We start from the raw sequence: 18,225 nt of genomic DNA, 5'->3' as shown, positions 1-18,225 counted from the left end.
TCCTTTTGTTAAGTCTTTCACTTAGAGTATAATTAGGTTAGAATAATCATGTCCGTAACAATTGTTACGGGGTGATCAGAATGGTCGTAGACAAACTGTTTAGAAACGGAAAAATTTTTTCCTACAGAAAAGGCCAGATGATAGTACATCAAGGAGACCCGATAAATGATGTCATGATTTTGATTGAGGGTTCTTTGAAAACGGAACACGTTTCGGAAAGTGGAAAAGTTTTAGAGATTGATATAATAAAACCCGTTCAAATAGTAGCATCTGGCCTCATTTTTTCTAAAAATCCAAGGTTTCCAGTGAACATCGTTGCAGAAAACGATGTGAAAATTCTTATCGTAACCAAAAAGAAATTTCTAGAACTTCTCATGTCCGACGAAGAACTTCTTCTGTTCTTTCTCGAAGATGTGTCCGAACACTTCAAAATAATTTCAGAAAAACTTTTCTTTCTCACCACGAAGACTTTGAAAGAAAAAGTCATAGAATATCTTCTGCACCACGCGAATGACGAAAAAGAGGTGATTCTTCCTGTCAGTATAGAAGAACTCTCCAAGATATTTGGATGTGCCCGGCCTGCTTTGTCCAGAGTCTTTCGAGAACTTGAGGAGGAGGGGTACATAAGAAGAAAGGGGAAACAGATCAAAATTTTGAAGACTCCTCACTAGGATGTTAAAATTTAGCATTGGATGGAGGGGAGTGATAAAATCAGAGGTATCCTTTCTTTTCTTCTTATTTTTCCAATCTTTGTCTTTTCTCAGTCTCTTCGGATATCCTTGGACAAAGATTATGCTCCTTTTTCCTTTTACAACGAAAAAGGAGAATTGGTCGGTATATCTGTCGACTTTTGGAAACTCTTTTCGAAGAAAACAGGAATAAAAATCGAGCTTGTCCCCGTAGAATGGCAAACGGCGCAACAAATGGTTGTGGATGGACGCGTTGACGCCGTTGATCAAATCTTTAAAACACCGGAACGTGAAAAAATTTTTTCCTTCTCCAAACCGATTTTCGAGATGAAATCTTGTGTATTTTTCAAGAAAGACCTTCCTATAAAAAATTTTGATGATCTTTCCTCCTATATTGTTGGTGTCTTGAAAGGCGAAGGTATGGTTGGGATTCTGAAAGAAAAAAATCCCAATGTGAGATTCGAATTCTTCAAAGATTATTCTTCTATCATGAAAGCGCTCAAAGAAGGAAGAATTTCTGTGTTTTTAGGAGACGATTTGGTGGCACGTTACTACTTGGCCAAAGAAAACATCTCTTCCGGATTCACCTCCCTTCATCTAGGAACGAATTATCTTTACGTTGCTACTTTGAAGGAAAAGAAATCCGTTTTGGATCTTATTAACTCTGGTCTGTCAAAGATATCAGAGAAAGAAAAACAAGAAATCTTGGGAAACTACGTACCCGTTGCTCTGGTGATTCCATCTTGGGTGACCAAATTTGTTCTTTACAGTGGAGCGTTTTTCACTATTGCGTTGGGTGTGGTTCTTTCTTTTGTTTACTTGCTTCGAAGAAAAGTTGCGGAAAGGACGGAACAATTAGAGTTGGCGAACGAGGAATTAAGGGCTCAAAATCAAGAGATAGAAGCACTCTATGAAGAGATATCTGCGAGTCAGGAGGAGATAGAGAAGCTGTACTTGGAACTGAAAGAACTTAGCGAGAGATTCAGAAATTCAATAAGAGAACTTTCAAAGCTTGTTTTCGTTAAAGATCCAAATATTTTTGCTCAAAAACTTTTTCTTATGATGGAAGAGCTGTTAGAAGTTAAAGGTGTGAAGATAGAACTTGAAAATGTTGTTGTTGGAGAGGCGGATGGAGAAACCTTTGACATTGCTTATGGTAACGAGAAGTATGGACGAGTTAAAATAGAAGGCGAACTGTCCATTGAAGAGAGAAAAACGGTGAAATCACTTTTTACAATTATTTCTGCTATTTACGCCTTTAAAAAGCTTGTAAAAAAAGAAAGGGAACTTCACAGAGATATCGTCAGAACATGGGTGAAGGCTCTAGAATACTACGATTACTACACACGCGGTCATTCGGAGGAAGTTGCACGCTACGCGGTAGAAATAGGTAAGATGTTTGGATTGAGCGGAGAAAAACTTGAAAAACTCTATTGGGCCGGACTTCTTCATGATATAGGTAAAATATACGTACCACAAGCCATATTGAACAAAACAGGGAAGTTAGATGCTCGAGAGTTCGATGTTATAAAGATTCATCCTGTGAAAGGATATGAGTTAGTCAAGGAAATAGAAGGATTTGAGGATGTTGCACTTTGGATAAGACATCATCATGAACGATGGGATGGGAAAGGTTATCCGGATGGATTGAAGGGAGAAGAAATTGAATTTGAAGCCAGAATACTGTGTGTAGCTGACTCCTATCAGGCGATGAGAAGTGACAGACCTTACAAAAGAGGAAGAACCGTAAAAGAATCCATTCAGGAACTCTTAGATAAAGCTGGAAAACAGTTTGATCCTGAAATCGTCAGAAGATTCGTTGAATTTCTGGAAAGGGGTGGGGATCTTGGAACTAGGCATCAAGGGTAAAAGAGCATTGGTTCTTGCAGCTAGCAAGGGTATTGGAAAAGCTGTAGCAAATGCGTTGCGGGAGGAAGGAGCTTTAGTGACAGTTTGTGCAAGAAATGAAGAAAGATTGAAAATGACAGGTCACAATTACGTTGTTTGCGATTTGAAAAAGGATGTTGAGAAGCTTTTTTCGAGTGTGAAAGAGGCGGACATATTGATTTTGAACATGGGTGGCCCCAAACCAGGCTTGTTGGATGATCTCACGGTGGAAGATTTCAAAGAAGCTGTGGAAGGTTTATTCCTGAACATGATTAAGGTGGTGAAGAACTATCTTCCTGGAATGAAAAAAAGAAGATGGGGACGAATAATCGCTATCACTTCGTTTTCTGTAGTGTCTCCTCTGGAGAATCTTTATACATCGAATTCTGCCAGATTGGCCTTAACAGGATTTTTAAAAACTCTCTCTTTCGAAGTAGCACCTTACAATGTAACGGTAAACTGTGTGGCACCAGGATGGACGGAAACAGAAAGAGTAAAAGAACTGTTAACCGAGGAAAAGAAAAAACAAGTTGAAAAGCAGATCCCTATGGGAAGAATGGCAAGGCCGGAAGAGATATCGAGTGTTGTAACATTTCTTTGTTCTGAGAGAGCCTCGTACCTTACGGGACAAACTATCGTTGTAGACGGTGGTATTTCAAAATTTCCTTTGTGAATAGAAACAAGGGGCTGCAGCCCCCTCAACCGAGTATTTTCTTCCATACGACGGGTATTTCTGGAAGAAACTTGATGGGAAGTTTCGGATGGTAAGGAGCAACCCTCACAGCATAAAACCATCCGGGAGAACCTAGGTGACCAAGTGCTCCGTTAGTGTAAGCGTACACATAGGTGTCTCCTTCTTTTCTGTATCGTCTGACCTGAATCGCCTTCCAAATTTCTAATGTCTCAATATCATCTCCTCTACCTATTAAGAGTTCTACGAAAATATCCTCTGGTGTTAGATCTCCCAGTCTCACTGTTATCTCAACACTTTTAGTATCCTCGAGCACGATTCTTTCTATAGATATTTTGTCCCAATTTTTAAGAATTCGCTCTTTCCAATTGCCAACTTTCTTGACGTTTTCTTTTCTTTCGAGCCATTCCTTGTTCACAAGACCTTTTATGTAGAACTTCTCTGTGTATTCTTTCAACATCCGAGTAGTACTAAACTTGGGTGCTACACTTTTTATACTTTCTTTCATCATGAAGATCCATTTTTCTTTGTTCCCATAGTACGTGGGAATGATTTCATTTTCGAGAAGTTCGTACAAAGATTCTGCATCCTTTGGGTCGTCGGCTTCCGTCTCTGGAAGGACAGTTTCATCCCCTATTACCCACCCGTTTCTACCGTTGTAACCTTCTACCCACCATCCGTCGTATACACTCGCGTTCAACACACCATTCGCTGCGGCTTTCATTCCGCTCGTTCCACTTGCCTCCATTGGTCTTCTAGGATTATTGAGCCATACATCCACACCTGCTATCATTAAACGAGCCATTCCTATATCGTAATTCTCAAGAACGATTATTCTATTTTTAAATTCTGGCATCTGAGAGACCTCGTAGATTCGCTTCAGAAACTCTTTTCCTGCTTCATCTTTTGGATGCGCTTTACCTGCGAAAATTATGTGAACAGGTCTTTCATGATCACTCAATATGTTTTTGAGCCTTTCTAGATCGGTGAGGAGAAGCACAGCTCTTTTGTAAGTTGCAAATCTTCTAGCGAAACCTATAATGAGTGCGTTCTCGTTGATTTCTGGTAAGGGGTCTTGTATCCCCAGCCTTTCGTTTCTCTTTTTAATGGATTCCTTTATGTAGTCTATAAATCTTCTTTTTGCTTTCAGATGTGCTTCCCAAAGTTCTTCATCTGGTATCCTGTCGATACCGTACCATATTCCCTCAAGATCGGTGTGATTTCTCCACACTCTTCCAAGGTATCTATCGTAAAGTTTTCTCATTTCATGGCTAATCCAAGTTCCCATGTGTACACCGTTTGTAATCCCTTCTATGGGAATTTCCTCGGTTGGTACGCCTCGCCATACGTTTTTGAACATTTTCCTAGAGACGTCTGCATGGAGTTTACTTACACCGTTTATAAACGAGGAGGTTCTTAATGCCAGATAGGTCATGTTGAAATTTCCACTTTCGTCTCTTCCAAGATTCATTAAAAGGTCTTTTTCTGCGAATCCTTCGAAAAACTTTGAGAATTTTCTTTCCACGAACTCGTATGGAAATCTGTCGTGACCTGCTGGAACAGGAGTATGAGTAGTGAACACGGTCGTTTGTCTAACGATTTCGAGGGCTTCTGTGAAAGTGAATCCTTCTTCTATGTAATCTTTTATTCTTTCGAAAGAAGAGAAAGCGGGATGCCCTTCGTTCAGATGAATCACGCCAGGCTTTATTTTCAATTTCTTCAAAAGTTTCATACCACCAACACCTAGGAGAATTTCTTGGGAGAGTCTTACATCGGGTTCTGGATTGTAAAGATAGTCACATATTTTTCTATACTTATCATCGTTCTCCTCCAAATCTGGATCTAACAGATACAATTTTATTCTTCCAACATCCACTTCAAACACCCTTGCTTTCACAATGCTGTTGTCAATAGGAATTTCCACGATTATTTGTCTTCCCTCTTCGTCTCTCAAAGGCTTCATAGGAAGATCTTCAGGGTTGTATTCTGGGAAAATCTCTATTTGCTTTCCGCCTTTATCAATTTGTTGGGTAAAATAACCGTGTTTGTAAAGGAGGCCTACAGCAATTAAAGGAAGCCCGAGATCGCTTGCTGACTTGAGGTGATCACCAGCGAGAATACCCAATCCTCCTGAGTAAATTGGAAGAGCTTTTGTCAACCCATATTCCATGCACATATAGACTATTTTTTCGTCCCATTCGGGGTAATTGACACTGAACCAAGTATCTTTCTCTTCCATGTAATTTTTGAACCTCTCGATTGTGAGTTCGTAGAGAGCAACGAAATCATCATCTTTTGAAAGCTCTTCAAGGCGCTCTTTGGACACTTCTTTCAGGATCTTAATGGGATTTCTATGTTCTTCCCAACCTTCAGGATTTACCTTTCTCCAGAGTCTCTGAGCTGGCCTAGACCAACTCCACCAAAGATTGTAGGCCAATTTTTCAATCTCCTTTAAGTTCTCGGGCAATTTCTTCAACACAATTTCTCCTCCTCTCAGAGAGGTTTCTTTCACAAGTATTCTACGTTGATTATAAGATGGTGTCAATTAAAAAATGTTCTTGTAAAAAAATATAATGTCAGTGTTAACCAAATTTGAGGATCGAAAAAGGAGGGAATCAAAAACCGGAGATCTCATAGAACTTGTACGCAACCTCATGAGTCCTTTTTTTCAACTCTTCAAAGTTCCCCTTGAACATCTTCCAAAGGATTTTGGTTGTGTACAACAGAGAAAATTTTGAGAGTAAATTCCTTAAATTTTCTGTGTTTTCATTTGGCACTTTGACCATCGTTTTTTCGAGCCATTCTTCATATGTTCCTATGTGTATCGAGAAACTTTCAGTTTCATCTATGAGTGAATTTATAGAAGAAACCAAATCGTAAAGATGAAAGTATTTAGCAAGCTGTAAAATAAGCTTTTTGTCGATGTCCCAGCTCAACTCTGGAGGTACAGGTTCGTAATACGAAAAGAAAATCACTCCGTTGGGAAAATCGGCTGAAGAAATTTCAAGTTCTCTTTCCATAAACGCTTTATCGTCGTAGTAACTCATCATGAAAACGGGAACTTTTTTCATCAAGACTTTCAAATCTTCAGGATGTAGTTTCGCACTTCCAACTTTCATATTGAGGTTAAGGAAAACTTTTGTTGGTTTTACGAAAAAATCGAGTCCTTTGTGTATAATATGTGTCATTTCTCACCCTCCTGGTACCACTCGATGAGATCTGAGAAAATCTTTTTCGAGTAGTCCATTCCCCTTTCACTCAAAAAAATTTTATCATTTTTCACCTTCACATAACAAGTGTATTTCTCTTGTAACCTTTCAATCAAAGGAAGTAGAATTTTCACCCGTTTTAAATCCACCCCTTCTATCGTTCTCAATCCCATAAAAATTGTTTCTAATGCTTCTTCCTTTTCCGAATTTACATGGTAATATTCTCGCGGAAAAATCTTTCTATTTACCATTTCCGCGTATTTTTTGATATCGGAGACATTTGTATATCGCTCTTTTCCAATATGTCCGCCGGCAGAGGCGCCAAGACCAAGGTAATTCCAATTTCTCCAATAGAACAGGTTGTGTTGTGATTCCATGCCTGGTTTCGAAAAATTTGAAATTTCATACCTTTTGAATTCTTTTCTTTTCAAAAATTCAACGAAGATATCGTGCCTTTTTTCCACTTCTTCCTCATCAGGTAGGACGACTATTTTCTTCTTGAGAAGGTTGAAAAGTCTTGTGCCTTCGTCAATTTCTAGAAAATAGAGAGAAGTGTGTTGTGGGGTGAATTTTTCCAGAAACTTTAGGTTTTTATCCAACGTTCTATCGGTTTCACCAGGTAAACCGAGTATGAAATCGAAATTGACATTTTCGAAGGATGAAAGTACGATATCTGCTTTTTTTCTGAGAGTTTTTTCGTTGTAAAGCCTTCCAATCTTTTTTAGAACGTCGTCGTCGCACGATTGAACTCCCAGGCTGATTCTGTTTATACCAATTTTCTTGTAAGTTTTCAGCTTTTTCTGATCAATAGATTCGGGATTGACTTCGACTGTGACCTCTGAAGGTGCGAATCTCTTGGAAAATCTAGCTAAGGATTCTAGAACTTTCAACAGAAAAGAAGGAGGAACAACAGAGGGTGTTCCCCCTCCAAAATAAACGGTCTCTACTTCACTCTCTTCCAAAACTTTTTTATAAAGTTCTACCTCTTTGAGAAGAGCAAAAAGATAGTCTTCAAACCTGTCGGAAACAATCGAATAGAAATCGCAATATAGGCACTTGCTCTTACAAAAGGGGATGTGTACATAGATCGCCAGTTTCATGATCTTTTACTTTCGATCACCTTTTTCAATTTGTTGAAATCCACCTCATATTCATAGAGAGGTGTTCTATTACCTTTTCTTGCTGCTTCTTCGAAAGTTTCTTTATTTTTGTTGATATAAAATATTCCAAGCGGGAATTTCTCGGTTTCCGTTGCCCTCTTGAACGCAAGTTCTCTATCTGTCGGATCATGATTCTTAAGGTAATAAGTGTTCTCTTTATACCACTCATACGTGTTCAGCTTGTTGAAAGTAACGCACGGTTGGAATATGTCTACAAGTGCATAACCTTTGTGTTTTATTGCTTCTTTCAAAATCTCCTTTGTGAACTCAATGTCACCTATGAAAGTTCTCGCAACGAAAGATGCGTCAAGGGCAATAGCAACTGCTAAGGGATTGAAAGGTTCTAAGATCACTCCGTCAACTTGGACTGGCGTTTTGAAACCCTTTAGACTTGTGGGGGACGCCTGTCCTTTCGTGAGTCCGTAAATTTGATTGTTGTGGACTATGTTTACGATATCCGGGTTTCTTCTAATGGTGTGAATAAAATGATTTCCGCCTTCACCGTACATGCATCCGTCTCCGCTTTCAGCGATAACCAGAAGATTGGGATTCGCTGTCTTTATAGCTGTGGCCACAGGGAGAGCCCTTCCATGGAGTCCGTTGAACATGTTCACACCAATATACTGAGGCATTTTCGCTGCCTGTCCTATTCCGGAGACTATGACGACATTACGAGGATCTACGTTCATTTCCTCAAGAGTTTTCATGAGGGCGGTTCTTATTCCAAAATTTCCACAACCCGGGCACCATGCTATCTCTTGATTTATATAATCGGTGAGCTTCATTTATATCACCTCCGAAATCTTCTTTCTCAATTCTTCCACAGAGAATTGAAGGCCATTGTATTTCAAAATTCTATCTTTTATTCTGAAGCCCGTTATTTGTTGAATGAGATTTGCGAACTGTCCCGTTGCATTTCCCTCTATAGCCACAACCCTTTCCGCTCTTTCAAAATATCTCTTTATAGATTCGTTGATGGGCCATACCTGTGAAAAGTGAAGTAAAGCCACTCCCTCCATTTCTTCTATTGCTTCTTTCACAACCTCTAATGTTGATCCCCAAGCTATAAGCAAAGTTCGATAATCTTCATCTCCTATCAGTTTCGGATCTACGATGTCTTTCTTGATAGTTTCTCCTTTTCTCAGGCGCTTTTCTACCATTCTCGCTCGAGTATCAAAATCCTCTGTAATATGACCGAATTCATCATGTTCGTCACTGTCCACTCTTACGAGGCCCTCACCGTATCCAGGGACACCGCGGGGTGAAATACCGTCTTCGGTGATGGCGTACCTTACGTAATTTTTGGAAGTTTTGACGATGTGTTTCTCGATTTTCACACCACTCAGATCGAACTCGGGCAGATTGTAAAACGAATCGACGAGATACTGATCCGTTAAAACAAAAACGGGCACTTGATATTTATCTGCCATGTTGAACGCCCTCTGAGTCAGGTAAAACGCTTCTTCTATATTACCCGGTGTATAGATGATTCTTGGAAAATCTCCATGGCCGGCGTAAAGTACGAGGTTCAAATCTCCTTGTTCGGTCCTCGTGGGAAGGCCTGTTGCAGGTCCTGGTCTTTGAGCAAGATGTATAACAACAGGGGATTCGATCATTCCTGCAAGACTCAGTGCTTCTTCCATTAGAGCGAATCCTCCACCGGAAGTTGTCACAAGGCCGCGCGCTCCTGCGTACCATGATCCGATAACCATGTTCATGGCAGCTATTTCGTCTTCCGCTTGTTCAACCACAATTCCAAAGTTGTTCTTATGCTGGGCTAAGAACACCAGAACGGAAGTAGAGGGTGACATAGGATAAGACGAAACGAAATTACAACCACCCGCAATGGCACCAATTCCCACCGCTTCTGCACCGTTCAGTAGAATCTCTTCTCTTACATCAGGATTTTTTTCAACAATGATATCTATTCTCTGGGAAAGTTCTTGTCCTCTTTTGTATCCTTCCAATGCAGCTTGAATATTTTCCTTGACGATCTTTTCACCTTTCTCTTCAAATTGTTTTTTGATCTGATTCTCAAGGACATTCTTGTCAGCTCCGAGTAAACCAGAGAGGAAACCTATGGCAGCTGAATTCACGTATAGTCTGTTCCCGGCTTGTTTTGCTATCTCCAGAAACGGCACAACTATTTTTTCACCATTCGTCTCTTCGATGAATTGCCTTTCCCCCACCACTAATGTCTTTTCGGTGATTCGTTCTTTCAATCTTTCTGTTGCGTTTTTTCCCAAAGGAACGAGCACATCAATTCGTTCCACGAAAGAGCGTACCCTTTTGGAGGAAACACGGATCTCCGTGGTATTGTTTCCACCCCTTACACGTGACATGTATTCTTTGGTGGCAAACACATGAAGACCAGAGTTTTTCAGGACACGGGTGAGTATATATTCAACGGTCTGTATTCCTTGGCCTGCTTCGCCACTCAAGACGATACTGATGTCTTTCATTTGTTTTCACCCCTTTTCCTGAATTTATCTCTATACAGAAGATCATCTGCTCTTGCCAATGCTTTCTCTATTGGTATAAAGCCATCTATCTCCTCGTATCCCACGGAGAAGTCTACTTCGAAAGGAAGGTTAATTTTTCTCAAATTTTTCCTCAGCCTATTGATAGTAAAAGGTGTGTTTTCTTTTTTTGAGTCAACGAGAACGAGGAGGAATTCGTCTCCACCGTATCTGAAGATGGGATCGGACTCTCGAACTGTCTCTTTCAAAATTCTGACGAACTCTTTTAAAGTCTTGTCTCCCATGAGATGCCCGTAAGTATCATTTATCATCTTAAGGCCGTCTAAGTCGAAGATGACTAATACGGAGGTTTTCTGATTTCTCCTGAGCCATGCCATGTGAGAGTAGATCCATTCGTTGAAGTAGTGACGTGTGTATGCTCCAGTTAGAGTGTCTCGAAGGGCTATTTCCCGATATTTCTGATGGAGTTGGTGTTCTTTAATGTAAATAGTTGTTATTTCGGCAAAGGTGTTCAACACACCCAAAAAAGAAGGCTCGACACTCGTTTTGGAAGTGAAGATAATCGAGTAAGATGGAAGTTCCTCTACCTCCAGATGAACGATCACGTAGTACTTACCGCCTTCTTCTATAGTTTCTATTTTCCCTGTACCTTCTTTACTTTTGAGAATCATCTGCGGGATTTCTTCTAAAGCTACGGATGAGATTACTTCGTTCTCCCTGAAGACAGCACCTCCAACGAAATAGTGAGTGGATTCTAAGATTTTCTGGAGTGCCTCATTCAAGAAATCTTCTATGGAAATTTGTTTTCTGAAGAGAAGAAGGAGTGTGAAAATAGTTTTCAATACTCTTTGGAGATATTGTTCCCTCTTCAAGGTATTTTTCAATAAAAGATAGGTACTGGCCAAATTTCCCAGAGATTTGAGCACCTTTTTTGAAAGATCAGAAAAATGCTCACGAGGACTGTCGAGCGCGATGTTTCCAAGAAATTCGTCACCTGCAAATAATCCCACCACGAGACTCATCCTCGTACCACGGAGTGTTTTTTTAAAAAAATCCCACATCTCATCGGGGAGAAATCCATTATCATACTCAAGAAAATTCACTTCGACGGGTTCCTTTCCCGCTCGAAAAAGGTAGCGGGCAGGAAACTTTCTCCCAAAAAGATCAACCGTATGTCCTTTTGAAGCGACGAAGATCCAATCTCCTTCTTCGGTGATTCTTGACACACTACCTTTGTTCGCTTCGGGTACCACCTTCATTGCGATATCCAGGATATTTTGGAAAAATTCTTCTTCTGGAGCTTCAGGATCAAGTTTTGACAATCCTTCTACAATGATGTCAAAACTCTTTTCAAGTCTTGTATAGAAAGCTATTTTCTTCTTCATAAGGAAGAAAAGGACCGCAGCTGTCGTGAGCATACTAAGGGAAATAGCAAGCAATAGATACACGTACACTTTTCCAACTCCTCATAACTCTAGCGAATCACCGGGCTCCAAAATTACACACTCTATTCCCTCATCCTCAACTTTTTTCCTGAACAGTTCTACATCTGCGAAGATGATCTCCCAAGTACCATAATGCATGGGAATCACCTTTTTCGGCTTGATCATAGAAGCGGCTAAAACAGCGTCTTCAACATCCATCACGAAGTTTCCACCAATAGGAAGAAAAGCAAGGTCAATATTTTCGTTTGTTAGAAGTTCCATTTCTTTCGTTAAACCGGTGTCCCCAGCATGGTATATTTTTTTGTCATCGATGGTTACAAGAAAACCTCCTGGGTTTCCACCATAGATTATCTTCTCTCCTTCAATTATGCTGGAGCCATGAACGGCTGGGGTCATCTTCACTCTCCCAAAATCAAACAAATAGCTGCCTCCTATGTGCATAGCGTGAGTTTTTAACCCCTTTTTGCTTAAGTACTGACATATTTCGTAATTGGAGATTACCGTTGCATCGTTTTTCTTTGCGATTTCAACGGTATCACCCAGATGATCTCCGTGACCATGGGTTACCAGTATGTAATCTATTTTTGGAAGATCTTCCAGCTTCAGAGAGGCAACAGGATTACCAGTTATGAAAGGATCAATGATGATGTTCTTTTTATCTTCGATCAACACAGCCGCATGACCGAGAAACGTGACTTTCATTCTCCCACCTCCTATTCTAAATTATACTCTTTTTTTAAATTAACCATTTCTTTCTATTAACTGGTAAACTCCATTCTGTAGTGTTAGAATTGATTTGCGAAAACTATTTTAGGAGGTGAGTCCTGAGTGGAAAGTACTAGTCTTCCTCCGTAGAGTCGAAAATGAGGAGGTGTGAGGATGAGGATCAAAGTAGAGATCGATCTCCAAGAATTGATCGAAAAGGGAGATTTCAAAACGTTGAAGAGAGTTTTGGAACAACAAGATCCTGCCGATGTAAAAGACATGATTGAAAAGCTCCCGCCCGATTTGAAGATAATTGTTTTCAGACTTCTTCCAAAAGACAAAGCTGCTGAAGTCTTCAGTGAACTTGAACCGGATGATCAAATGGAACTCATAAAACTCTTCAGAGAGGAACGCTTGAAAGAAATCTTTGAATCCATGGATCCCGACGATCGAGTGGAACTTCTTGAAGAGATGCCGGCTAATGTGGTAAAAAAGTTACTTTCGTATTTGCCTCCAAATGAAAGAGAAAATATCCTCATGGTGTTGAATTATCCTGAAGACTCCGCAGCAAGACTTGCAACAACAGAATATGTGGAACTATACGAGGACATGTCAGTTCAAAAGGCTCTAGAGAAAGTTAGAAAAGAAGGAAAAGAGAAAGAAAACATCTACTCTCTCATGGTGATAGACAAGACCAGGAAATTGAAAGGAACTGTTGAGCTTCGTGATCTTATTATTGCTGACCCCAGTCAAAGGGTCTCTGAAATCATGGATAAAGAACCTATTTTTGTTCATGCAACAGACGATCAAGAACTTGCAGCAGAATTGATGAAAAAGTATGACTTGATGATTTTACCCGTTGTCGATAGTGAGGAGAGATTGATAGGTGTCATCACTTTCGATGATATAGTGGATGTCATAGAAGAAGAGGTGACAGAAGATATACAAAAGATGGCTTCCATGAGCGCTACTTACACTTCTTATTTCCATACTCCATGGTGGAAATTGATATTGAAAAGATCACCTTGGCTTGTTGCTTTGCTCTTGCTTGAAAGTGTGAACGGCAATATCATATCCCGATATGAGAGTTTTTTGGCTTCCATACCTGTAATAGCAGCTTTCATTCCGACGATGATTGGTTCTGCAGGTAATACGGGAGCGCAAGCTTCTGCCCTCATGATAAGAGGAATCACCTTGAACGAGGTGAAAGGGAGAGATTGGTGGAAGGTGCTTTTCAGGGAGTTGATGATAGGTGGTGTTCTTGGTCTAATTTTGGCTGGCGTTCTCTACCTTAGAGCATTTTTGATATCCACAGATTCACTTTTGAATTTCGCCGTTGCAACCGCTTTGTTAGTATTGATAGTGTATGCAAATGTAATGGGAGCAATCCTTCCCTTTGTAGCTAGGGTGTTTAAGATAGATCCTGCTTTCATGGCTGGACCGCTGCTCACCACGATAGTCGATGTTAGCGGGATAATGATATACTTTTATGTAGTCCATAGTATTTTAACGTGAAGAGTGAGAGAAATGGTGAAAAATCTTTTAAAGATAGCGTTTTTTATGTTCTCAGTAGTAATCTTTTTCTTCAACGCCCTCCTAGGGCTGTTTTTCTTTCTCGTACTTTCCCTTCCTCTTGTCAGAAATGTGTTTCTCGGCAGACTTCCAGTGAAGTTGAAAAGGAATGTAACAAGGAAGGTTTTCACTTTCGAGTACAAAACTGGTTTGAAAATGGACATCTACTATCCATCTGTAAAAAGAGAAAGCTATCCATTTGTTCTTTTTGCACACGGTGGAGGATGGATCTCTGGTTATAGAAGGCAACCCAACAATGTTTCATGGTACAGGTTTTTGAATGCGAATGGTTTTGCTGTTGCGACTTTTGATTACAGATACGGATATTTTCACTTCATAGAAGATATCCTCAAGGATTTAAACGATGCCATTTTCTTTCTGAATCAAAACAGAGAAAAACTGAGGGTTCGGACTTTAAACCTCATGGGACTCTCCGCTGGAGGACATTTGGTACTTCTTCATGCGATGAAATCTTCAAAGGAAAGGTACCCTGACTTCGACGGACATGTGGCAGCGTGGTACGCTCCGTGCGATCTTCTCGACTTGTGGAGTTTGGAGACAACGTCTCTGTTTGCAAGATTTTCCGTCACAACAACGTTGAAAGGAACACCCATCAGGAAGAAGGAAGATTATGTGTTCTATTCACCGGTAACGTGGGTGAGTGAAAAGGCGCCTCCTACCATCTTGGTTCATGGAATGAAAGACGATGTCGTACCCTACATTTCTTCTGTTAAAATGTACAAAAAACTGAGAGAAAACAAAGTAAAAGCACGGCTCTGCCTTCATCCCAAAGGAAAGCACGGCTTCGAATTCGTTCTAAAAGATTCCTTGACAGTAAGATTTCTCTACGAAACGATTTCTTTCCTGAAGAGGTGAAAATGGTGTTTGAATACGTTGATCTTCCTTCCGATTTTTCGATGGGATACGTTCACAGAGGGAAAAAGACTCGTATTTCTCTCTTGAAATTTGAATCAACTTATCCAAGGGCCGAAAAAGGAACGAATCCAGCGGAAGTTTATGTTTTTTCCCCCAGGAAAGAAAAAAAGGGTTCTGTCATGCTGTTACAAGGACTTGGGAGTAGAAACGTTATTTATCTTATTCGAATGGCACATTATCTTTCTAAGCATAGAATAGAAGTGTTTCTTCCGATTCTTCCTGGAAATTTCACCCGCGTTGCTCACGGCTCTGTCAGTGGAAAGGATTATTTTTCTTCAAACCTAGAGAAAATGACAAGATTTTGGGAACATGCCGTTGTTGATTTACTGAGTTTAATAAAACTTCTCAAAAAGCAGAACATGTGGCACGAGAGAAACTGCTTGTTCGGATATTGTCTGGGAGGAATGATAGCGGTTCTGATCAACGCTTTAAATGATGACTTTAGGAAAACGGTGCTCATGATGAGTGGTGGGGATTTTGCCACGTTATTTTGGAAATCGCCCACTCTGTCTTTTGTGAGAAGAGAACTTAGAAGAGGAAAAGGAAGGGAGCATGGAATGAACGTTGAAAATGATTTTTATAACGTGTACAAGAGGAATCTAGAAAAATTGAAGGAATTTTCTACAGTTCAAGAGATGTTAGCTTCTGATATACACCCACTTCTGAAGCTCGATCCAATCGCTTACGCTAAATTCATCGATTCCTCCAAATTCGTGTTGCTGGAGGCGATCTTCGATAAAGCACTTCCAAAGAGTACAAGAGATATACTATGGGAGTATTTGGGCAAACCCAAAAGAATAAGAATTCCCTCAAGTCACGTAAGCTGGCTCCCATTCCAAATGTTTGCGGCTCGATTTGTAATTCGACTCATCGAAAAGCAAGGCGGAAAGGATTGAAAGATTTACCCTCTCACTTTCTTTTATCTTCCATATTTCAGTGGGATCTGGTTCCCCACAAATGTCAACTCCTAAAATTTTCCTCTTTGGGATGCTTAGAATTATTTCGAGAAAGCTTTCCAAAGGAAGTTGTCCTTTTCCCCATTTTGTTACTTCCAAAGTCAAAACGTCTTTGTCGATGCTAAGATAAACAGGATATTTCCCTATTACTTTTTTGATTTTCAAAGGATCTGCCTCTACAAACAATACCCTGTGTTTTTTTTCCTCCCTTCGGCACCCCACCACAATTACTCTGCGCAAGTTTTTCAATTTGAGACCCTTTCTGATCCAGTTGTCACATGCAAGGATTTCTCCTTCTGCCGCATCAAAATGATTATCGAAAACTAGGAGAACAAAAGGTTCTTTGAGTTTCTTGATGAAAAGATAGGTAAAATGGTGGTATTCGCTATCTCCCAAAAAGATTATCCCGTGTAGTCCAGAAATCAATTTCTCCATTTCTATCAGTTTCTCTGGGAGCAGCATGTACCTAACTCCCTTCATTTTCGCAGAAACAACGGTAGATGCTAACGATTTCAAGATGGTTTGTCCCTCATACACCCCATCCAAATCCAAAATGTTTACACGAAGAGGTGTCATCTCCGACACCTCCTCAACTTTCTACCATTCTGTTTATCAAACCTTCCAACATCTTTTTTGAGTCTTTTTCTTCATGTTTAGCGATTTTTAACAGGTTTTCGGGATCAATTCTCCTTGTCGATAATTCTTCTTTGTAGGCTTTTACCCAACGGTTTATCGTTTTAGAATCAACTTCTATGTGAAACTGTAAGCCCACCGCTTTTTCGTAAACAAATCCCTGATTTTCGTATTTTTCTGACGAGAAAACTCTAATAGCATCTTTTGGCAGATCGAAGGTATCGCCGTGCCATTGGAATACAAGAATCTTTTCTGGAAAATCTTTGAAAAACCGATGCTCTCCAACTTTTTCGACTGAATACCACCCGATTTCTTCTCCCTTTTTTCCTTTGTAAACATTCGATCCTAGCACTTTGGCCAACATTTGTGATCCTAGGCAAATTCCAAGAAATGGAATTCCTTTTTTCAACACTTCTTCAATCAAGTGAAATTCGTATTTTAGAAATGGGTACTTTTCCTCCTCATACGCCCCCATCGGCCCTCCGAGAAGAACAACTAGGGAATACTCTTCCAAAGGCTTCTCAATGTACATTCCCTTGGGTGTATCGAGATATTCAAAACCCCACTTTTTTTTCCTTGAAGATTTCTTCCATTATGCCGAGATCTTCTATCTCTACATGACGTATGGCTGATGCTTTCAGACTGTTACCTCCCTTCGAGATGAACTCGAAAAACACCTTCTCTGAAATCGAAGAGAATTTTTGGATCCAAACTTGATTCGAGGAGTTTTCCCCTTACTGTTTTTGAAAGAATGCCATCACCCTTTTCCACAAAGTAGGAAGTCCCTTCAGGCACTTCTAAAGACGATTCCAAAACACAATCTTCCGCTTTGAAATAGAGTGGAACGTCCATTTTCAGAAACTCGAAATTCATGTTCAAGACACAATCTCTGACTAGAATCCTAGAAAAGCGGTTCTCATTCAATTCACCGTTCACTGTAAAAGCTCCATTTTCAAAAGATATTTCATATATATCAGGAGGTAACTCTAATTTTACAAGCTTCGAGGCGAATTTTCGCCAGGTTGAGTCTTTTATCAAGAGCTTCGACCCGCTTTTTTTAACCTCTATTCCTTCGGAGGTATGAACTTTGAAATTTTCCCCTTCGAGAATGTACACTTTCATTATTCCTCCTTCGAAAGAAATAGATCCTATTCCATTGAAAGTCATCTGTTCTTTGTAAGACACATCTTCGTTTGGCCAAACTAGAAGAAACAAAAGAAAGGCAACAAACACACCAACGCTCAAAAAGTATATCCATCTCTTTTTTACCCCAAGATAGATGATGTATACCCCTATCACTATCAATATGAGTGGCCAGAAAAGCTGGAAATTGTGAACTATCCTTAAGAAGAGGGAAAAACCAGCTATATCTGAGAACACTGACAAAAGAAACAAGATACCGACCAGGATGAGAAAAATTCCGAAGATCATCCTCATTTTTCATTCCTCCTCCAGAGAAGAAGAGCCCCAAAAATTATCAGAGAAATCGCCAGTAGAATCTTCCACGAAATGCTGAATAGAATGGGAAAAAAAGCTGAAACAAACAAGATCAATCCCAACAGAATGAGAAGTCCCCCAAGGAGCACTTTTAAACCCTCCATGTTTTGGAACACCGTTTCCCTTCTCTGTTCTTCATCGCTCTCTTCTTCTGGCATGATTATCCAAGCGATTATGTACAATAGGATTCCTGCCCCCCAAGCGAGGGTAAGAAGAACCCAAATAAGCCTTACCAGGGTAGGATCAACATCGAAGTACTCAGCAATTCCTCCACAAACTCCCGCTATAATCCTGTTCTTTTTGGAACGTTTGAGTTGTTTCACAACAATTCCCCCTTTCTCAGATCAATTCTAACACGATTTTAC

General features: G+C 40.1%; 17 protein-coding genes. 6 read left to right on the top strand and 11 right to left on the bottom strand.

The annotated features are described in order from the left end of the window. Positions 1–80 precede the first annotated feature (80 nt). The 3 genes from AS005_RS00950 to AS005_RS00940 all read left to right on the top strand — a co-directional run bounded on the left by AS005_RS00950 (position 81) and on the right by AS005_RS00940 (position 3,249). Positions 81–671 carry a Crp/Fnr family transcriptional regulator gene (locus AS005_RS00950; protein ID WP_101509829.1) on the top strand — a complete coding sequence of 197 codons (591 nt, stop codon included), beginning with the start codon at positions 81–83 and terminating at the stop codon, positions 669–671. A gap of 108 nt (positions 672–779) precedes the next feature. Continuing rightward, positions 780–2,558 carry an HD domain-containing phosphohydrolase gene (locus AS005_RS00945; RefSeq protein WP_233186189.1) on the top strand — a complete coding sequence of 593 codons (1,779 nt, stop codon included), beginning with the start codon at positions 780–782 and terminating at the stop codon, positions 2,556–2,558. Continuing rightward, entirely contained in the window at positions 2,536–3,249 is a 714-nt protein-coding gene (locus AS005_RS00940; protein ID WP_101509827.1) for an SDR family oxidoreductase, read from the top strand. The genes AS005_RS00945 and AS005_RS00940 overlap by 23 nt, the downstream gene beginning before the upstream one ends. A gap of 25 nt (positions 3,250–3,274) precedes the next feature. On the opposite strand, the gene malP is transcribed toward AS005_RS00940, so the two are convergent. From malP to AS005_RS00905, 7 genes are all read right to left on the bottom strand, one after another. Continuing rightward, entirely contained in the window at positions 3,275–5,746 is a 2,472-nt protein-coding gene (malP, locus tag AS005_RS00935) for a maltodextrin phosphorylase (protein WP_101509826.1), read from the bottom strand. A gap of 136 nt (positions 5,747–5,882) precedes the next feature. Continuing rightward, complete coding sequence (locus tag AS005_RS00930) at positions 5,883–6,455, bottom strand: hypothetical protein (RefSeq protein WP_101509825.1); 573 nt, start codon at positions 6,453–6,455, stop codon at positions 5,883–5,885. Beyond that, on the bottom strand, positions 6,452–7,576 hold the full coding sequence (gene hemW / locus AS005_RS00925; protein WP_101509824.1) for a radical SAM family heme chaperone HemW: 1,125 nt from the start codon (positions 7,574–7,576) through the stop codon (positions 6,452–6,454). The genes AS005_RS00930 and hemW overlap by 4 nt, the downstream gene beginning before the upstream one ends. Beyond that, positions 7,573–8,421 carry a thiamine pyrophosphate-dependent enzyme gene (locus tag AS005_RS00920; RefSeq protein ID WP_101509823.1) on the bottom strand — a complete coding sequence of 283 codons (849 nt, stop codon included), beginning with the start codon at positions 8,419–8,421 and terminating at the stop codon, positions 7,573–7,575. Before AS005_RS00920 ends, hemW begins: the two co-directional genes overlap by 4 nt. Continuing rightward, positions 8,422–10,098 carry a 2-oxoacid:acceptor oxidoreductase subunit alpha gene (locus tag AS005_RS00915; RefSeq protein WP_101509822.1) on the bottom strand — a complete coding sequence of 559 codons (1,677 nt, stop codon included), beginning with the start codon at positions 10,096–10,098 and terminating at the stop codon, positions 8,422–8,424. Then, positions 10,095–11,570, bottom strand: coding sequence for a sensor domain-containing diguanylate cyclase (locus AS005_RS00910; protein WP_233186188.1), 1,476 nt, complete (start codon positions 11,568–11,570; stop codon positions 10,095–10,097). The genes AS005_RS00915 and AS005_RS00910 overlap by 4 nt, the downstream gene beginning before the upstream one ends. 12 nt (positions 11,571–11,582) lie before the next feature. Continuing rightward, positions 11,583–12,263, bottom strand: coding sequence for a metal-dependent hydrolase (locus AS005_RS00905; protein ID WP_101509821.1), 681 nt, complete (start codon positions 12,261–12,263; stop codon positions 11,583–11,585). Positions 12,264–12,440: 177 nt separating this feature from the next. On the opposite strand from AS005_RS00905, the gene mgtE reads away from it, so the two are divergent. The 3 genes from mgtE to AS005_RS00890 are packed head-to-tail and all read left to right on the top strand — an operon-like array spanning position 12,441 to position 15,670. Continuing rightward, entirely contained in the window at positions 12,441–13,781 is a 1,341-nt protein-coding gene (gene mgtE, locus AS005_RS00900; RefSeq protein ID WP_101509820.1) for a magnesium transporter, read from the top strand. Positions 13,782–13,793: 12 nt separating this feature from the next. Continuing rightward, on the top strand, positions 13,794–14,714 hold the full coding sequence (locus tag AS005_RS00895; RefSeq protein WP_101509819.1) for an alpha/beta hydrolase: 921 nt from the start codon (positions 13,794–13,796) through the stop codon (positions 14,712–14,714). Between the two features lie 5 nt (positions 14,715–14,719). Then, entirely contained in the window at positions 14,720–15,670 is a 951-nt protein-coding gene (locus AS005_RS00890) for an alpha/beta hydrolase (protein WP_101510407.1), read from the top strand. Here AS005_RS00890 and AS005_RS00885 read toward each other — a convergent pair. From AS005_RS00885 to AS005_RS00870, 4 genes are all read right to left on the bottom strand, one after another. Next, a complete protein-coding gene (locus AS005_RS00885; RefSeq protein ID WP_101509818.1) occupies positions 15,584–16,306 on the bottom strand; it encodes a hypothetical protein in 723 nt (240 codons plus the stop codon). The two genes, AS005_RS00890 and AS005_RS00885, sit on opposite strands and share 87 nt — an antisense overlap. A 13-nt stretch (positions 16,307–16,319) precedes the next feature. After that, positions 16,320–16,838 (bottom strand): type 1 glutamine amidotransferase, encoded by a 519-nt coding sequence (locus AS005_RS00880; protein WP_233186187.1) that lies wholly within the window; start codon positions 16,836–16,838, stop codon positions 16,320–16,322. 170 nt (positions 16,839–17,008) lie between these two features. After that, positions 17,009–17,800, bottom strand: a complete 792-nt coding sequence (locus AS005_RS00875) for a DUF5668 domain-containing protein (RefSeq protein ID WP_101509817.1) — start codon at positions 17,798–17,800, stop codon at positions 17,009–17,011. Further along, a complete protein-coding gene (locus AS005_RS00870) occupies positions 17,797–18,183 on the bottom strand; it encodes a PspC domain-containing protein (protein WP_199203789.1) in 387 nt (128 codons plus the stop codon). The genes AS005_RS00875 and AS005_RS00870 overlap by 4 nt, the downstream gene beginning before the upstream one ends. Positions 18,184–18,225 lie beyond the last annotated feature (42 nt).

The organism is Thermotoga sp. KOL6, from assembly GCF_002866025.1.
In the GTDB taxonomy this organism is placed as follows: Bacteria; Thermotogota; Thermotogae; order Thermotogales; family Thermotogaceae; genus Thermotoga.
The sequence above is the reverse complement of the archived record's forward strand: the minus strand, read 5'-3'. Positions and strand labels throughout refer to the sequence as shown.